This window comes from Bacillus sp. 05T31, from assembly GCF_056396725.1.
The window spans coordinates 1-442 of record NZ_JBFTMA010001396.1 but is presented as its reverse complement, the minus strand read 5'-3'; the positions used below and the strand labels follow the sequence as shown (position 1 = coordinate 442).

General features: G+C 35.9%; 1 pseudogene. It reads right to left on the bottom strand.

Annotation, left to right across the window (positions count from 1 at the left end):
• Positions 1 to 442: pseudogene (locus AC1DJR_RS33485) on the bottom strand (D-serine ammonia-lyase); the annotation flags it as partial.

Genomic DNA, 442 nt, shown 5'->3' with positions numbered 1-442 from the left:
CATATGAACAGTCACATTAAAACCTAATTTCGCACTCATAATACCGATGCTAAGCCCTAAATTTCCAGTAGAACCTACTGCAATTGAATACTTCGCAAAAAAATCTCTAAATCTATCACTATCTAAAATTGAATAATCATCTTTCCCTGTTAACATTCCATGCTGAAGTGCCAGTCGCTCTGCATGTTTCAGCACTTCGTATATTCCGCCYCTAGCTTTWATTGATCCTGATATCGGAAGCCCGCTATCACATTTTAATAGTAATTCCCCTAAAATAGGTTTCCCATAACTTTTCTCTAAAGATTGTTTCATAGAAGAGATTTTCACTAAAGGTGATTCTATAATACCGCCTGTTTCTTTCGTTTCAGGAAATACTTTCGCAATATATGGTGCAAAACGCTTTAATCTCTCTTCCGCGTCTTTTACATGTTCTACATTAAGT